The organism is Streptomyces sp. URMC 123, assembly GCF_051386515.1.
Lineage (GTDB): Bacteria > Actinomycetota > Actinomycetes > Streptomycetales > Streptomycetaceae > Streptomyces.
Genome location: NZ_JBPQTV010000636.1, coordinates 1 through 1,088, shown reverse-complemented (window position 1 = coordinate 1,088; position 1,088 = coordinate 1). Strand labels below are relative to the sequence as shown.

Annotated in this window: 1 protein-coding gene; it reads left to right on the top strand. The window is 75.0% G+C overall.

Annotated elements, in window-relative coordinates:
* Positions 1–939, top strand: a 939-nt coding sequence (locus tag ACSNOD_RS31350) for a DUF6777 domain-containing protein (RefSeq protein ID WP_436770464.1), incomplete at its 5' end; no start/stop codon positions are given.
* Positions 940–1,088: the final 149 nt, after the last annotated feature.

The following is a 1,088-nucleotide window of genomic DNA, read 5'->3' as shown; positions in this document are numbered from 1 at the left end:
GGCGCGGACGCCACGGTGAATCTGGCCTCCCTCTCGGAGCAGGACGGCCGCGCTTGGCTGCTGGCGCTGCTCGCCGCCGCGCTGCTGGTCGCCGTCACCCTGGCGGTCGTGCTGACCCGGCTGGGCGGCGACGGGCCCGGCGAGGTGTTCCTCCAGGCCGCCTCGGCGGAGGGCCCCGACCCGTTCAGCGAGTCGACGGCGAAGGACTCCGGCCCGGCCGACTCCCCCACCGGCGCGCCCACCGCGACCCCCGCCGAGAAGAGCGGCACCCGCAGCATCCAGGGTTCCGAGGCCGGCCTCTACGGCGGCACCCGCAACGTGGCGAGCTGCGACGTGGAGCGGCAGATCTCGTATCTGACGTCGGACCAGGCGAAGGCGCGGGCCTTCGCGAAGGTCGCCGACATCCGCCCGGAGCGGATCGCGGACCACTTGCGCGCGCTCACCCCCGTACAGCTGCGCAATGACACCCGGGTGACCAACCACGGCTACAAGGACGGCGCGGCCACGAGCTATCAGGCGGTGCTCCAGACCGGTACGGCGGTGATGGTGGACGACCGGGGCGTGCCGCGGGTGCGCTGTGCGTGCGGCAATCCGCTGACCCCGCCGGTGGCCGTGAAGAAGAACCCCCGGCAGCAGGGGGAGGCGTGGCGTTCGTACCGGCCGTCGAACGTGGTCGTGGTGGCGCCGGCGCCGCAGGTCATCAAGGTCGTGGTGCTGATCGACCCGAGGACCGGGCAGTGGTTCGAGCGGCCGGTGGGGACGACGGGCGAGACGGATCGCCCGGTGCCGCGGCCGGGTGACGGGCCGTCGCCGGGCCCGTCGCCCTCGCCGGAGTCGCCGGGCGACAGCCCCTCGCCGGAGACGCCCTCGGAGGCGTCGCCCTCGCCCGAGTCGCCGGCGCCGGAGAGCCCGCGGACACCCGTGTCGCCCGGCTACTGAGGCCGGTCACCGGAAAAGGGCCAGGACAAGGGCCGCGGCGCCGAGGGCAGGTCACGGGAAAAGGCCCGCCCCGCGGCCCGAAGGGCGCGGCGGCGTTGCCCGTGCCCTTGTAGAGCCACAGGGTGCCGTCCGTGCCGCGGGCGATCAGG